Origin of the sequence: Methyloceanibacter sp. (assembly GCF_049590335.1) — a bacterium.
Lineage (GTDB): Bacteria > Pseudomonadota > Alphaproteobacteria > Rhizobiales > Methyloligellaceae > Methyloceanibacter.
This window is the reverse complement of sequence record NZ_JBAWCQ010000154.1, coordinates 1-2403: the sequence shown is the minus strand read 5'-3', so window position 1 is coordinate 2403 and position 2403 is coordinate 1. Positions and strand designations below refer to the sequence as shown.

At 64.8% G+C, this 2403-nt stretch carries 3 protein-coding genes and 1 pseudogene; all 4 read right to left on the bottom strand.

Annotated elements, in window-relative coordinates; genetic code table 11:
• Positions 1-683 (bottom strand): molybdopterin molybdotransferase MoeA (locus WBQ77_RS11705; protein WP_424060393.1); only part of this gene is annotated, 683 nt, incomplete at its 3' end.
• 3 nt (positions 684-686) lie between these two features.
• The gene (moaC, locus tag WBQ77_RS11700) at positions 687-1166 is read right to left on the bottom strand and encodes a cyclic pyranopterin monophosphate synthase MoaC (protein ID WP_424044762.1); all 480 of its coding nucleotides are present in this window, start codon (positions 1164-1166) and stop codon (positions 687-689) included.
• Positions 1163-1978 carry an indole-3-glycerol phosphate synthase TrpC gene (gene trpC, locus WBQ77_RS11695; RefSeq protein ID WP_424044764.1) on the bottom strand — a complete coding sequence of 272 codons (816 nt, stop codon included), beginning with the start codon at positions 1976-1978 and terminating at the stop codon, positions 1163-1165. The genes moaC and trpC overlap by 4 nt, the downstream gene beginning before the upstream one ends.
• A gap of 9 nt (positions 1979-1987) precedes the next feature.
• A pseudogene (locus WBQ77_RS11690) lies at positions 1988-2403 on the bottom strand (anthranilate phosphoribosyltransferase); the annotation flags it as partial.

The following is a 2403-nucleotide window of genomic DNA, read 5'->3' as shown; positions in this document are numbered from 1 at the left end:
AGGTCGCGCTCGTCATCGCGCGCGATCCCTATGGAGACGGGCTCGCCCCCCTCGGCATCCACGAAAGCACCGAGGCCATAGCTGACGGACGCTACGATCTCGTCCGCGCCGAGCACGCTCCCCGGTGGCACGATCTCATCGCCTGTCGACAGAATGGCGACCCGCGGCTTCCGGCGCACCGGCAGTTCCGCGCAATTCATCGCCGCGGCAAGCATCACTGTCCGCGCGCCGAACCGGGTCCCCCGCCGCAGCAGGACATCGCCGTCCATGAAGTCCTGACCGCGCGGCCGAATATGCTGCCCCTGCGCGGCGGCATTGACCAAGACGCTCTCACCTGAGGCTTCGGTGTCTTCCTGCATAACCACGGTATCGGCCCCGTCGGGAACGGGCGCGCCGGTGAAGATCCGGACAGCTTGTCCCGGTCCGACGATGCCGTCGAAACGCGCCCCAGCTACTGATTCACCGACCGGCGCAAGCGTCGCGGGCAGGGCGGACACATCGGCCGCGCGGACCGCATAGCCATCCATGGCCGAGCAATCGAACGGGGGCTGCGTCAGGGTCGCGGCCAGATCTTCCGCAAGCACGCGGCCGTGGGCTTGCGCGATCGGCACGCGCACGACATCGAGCGGCGTTAGTCCCCAAAGGGCCCGTTCAAGCGCATCCTCGACAGAAATAAGCGCCATCGGTCATGGCGCCCGGAATGTGCCGGACCGGCCGCCGGTCTTCTCAATCAAGCGAATGCCGGAAAAGCTCATGCACCGGTCCACGGCCTTGCACATATCGTAGAGCGTGAGACAGGCGACCGTAACAGCCGTCAGCGCTTCCATCTCCACGCCGGTCTTACCGTCCACTTTGGCGGTCGCCTCGACGCGCAGGCACGAACCCGCGCGGTCCGGTGTGAATTCCACGGTGACCTTGGAAAGCGCCAGCGGGTGACACAGCGGAATGAGGTCGGCGGTCATCTTGGCGCCCATGATGCCGGCGATACGCGCCGTCGCCAGTACATCTCCCTTGGGCGCCGTCCCGTCGAGGATCATGTCCAGCGTGACAAGCGCCATGGTCACGAAGCCTTCGGCGACGGCCGTTCGCGACGTGACGGCCTTCTCCGAAACATCGACCATATGGGCCTCGCCACGGGCGTTGAGATGGGACAGCGGGCTGCTCATTGCGCGGCCTCAGCGGCGCTGGCCTCACCGGTCAGAAGTGCCCGGGTGGCAGCCGTGACATCGGACTTCCGCATCAGGCTTTCGCCTACCAGAAAGGCGCGCACATCGGCGCGCACAAGCCGCGTCAGGTCTTCATGATGGACGATGCCGCTTTCGGCGACGACGATACGTCCTGCGATGCTTGGCGCGAGGCGTTCGGTGGTCTCGAGGGTCGTATCGAAGGTCCGCAAATCACGGTTGTTGATGCCGATCAGCTCCGTCTTGAGCGCCAAGGCACGCTCGAGTTCTGCCTCGTCATGAACCTCGGCCAGCACGTCCATGCCGAGATTGCGTGCGGCATCTTCGAGCTCGCAGGCGAGCGCATCGTCCACGGCCGCCATGATGATTAGAATGCAGTCCGCACCCAGAACCCGCGCTTCGAGCACTTGATAAGGTTCGATCATGAAATCTTTACGCAGAACCGGCAGCGAGCACGCCGCTCGCGCCAAGGCCAGGTATTCCGGTTTGCCGTGGAAGGATGGTCTGTCGGTAAGCACGGACAGACAAGCCGCTCCGCCAGCCTCGTAGGCGACCGCAAGCGTCAGCGGATCGAAATCGGCTCGGATGAGCCCCTTGGACGGACTGGCCTTCTTGATCTCGGCGATGAGGCCAAAACCGCCGGCCTCGATCCGCGCTTTCAGGGCACCGGCAAAGGGGCGGAGCTTGCCGCCCGTATCGAGCAGCCCGCGCAGGTCCTGCTCGGAACGCGTTTTCTTCGCGGCCGCGACCTCTTCGCGCTTATAGGCCAGAATTTTATCGAGCACGTGCGCCATGGTATTGTCCTACCCGTCCAACTTATCATTCGTGTGCGCCACGAGCGCTTCCAAAACCCCGAAGGCCAGTCCACTGTCGATCGCATCCGCCGCCAACGCGACCCCCTCACGCAGGGTCTTGGCCTTACCTGCGACCAGCAGCGCGGCCGAGGCGTTGAATAGAACGATATCGCGCAGCGGCCCCCGGTTTCCTTGCAGCACCGCCCGGATATGCGTCGCGTTCTCTGCTGCGTCCCCGCCAATCAGGTCCTCGGGCTTTGCTTCCGGCAGGCCGGCATTGCGCGGCGAGATTCGGAATCTGGACACACGGCCCGTTTCGAGCGCGGCGACTTCGCTGACCGTCGTTGTGGTCAGTTCGTCGAGACCGTCACACCCATGCACCACCCAGGCCCGTTCGACGCCGAGCAGACCAAGCACGTTGGCGA

Excerpts from the sequence above, each read along its gene's own strand:
- trpC (WP_424044764.1), bottom strand. The coding sequence starts at position 1,978 with ATGGCGCACGTGCTCGATAAAATTCTGGCCTATAAGCGCGAAGAGGTC.
- moaC (WP_424044762.1), bottom strand. The coding sequence starts at position 1,166 with ATGAGCAGCCCGCTGTCCCATCTCAACGCCCGTGGCGAGGCCCATATG.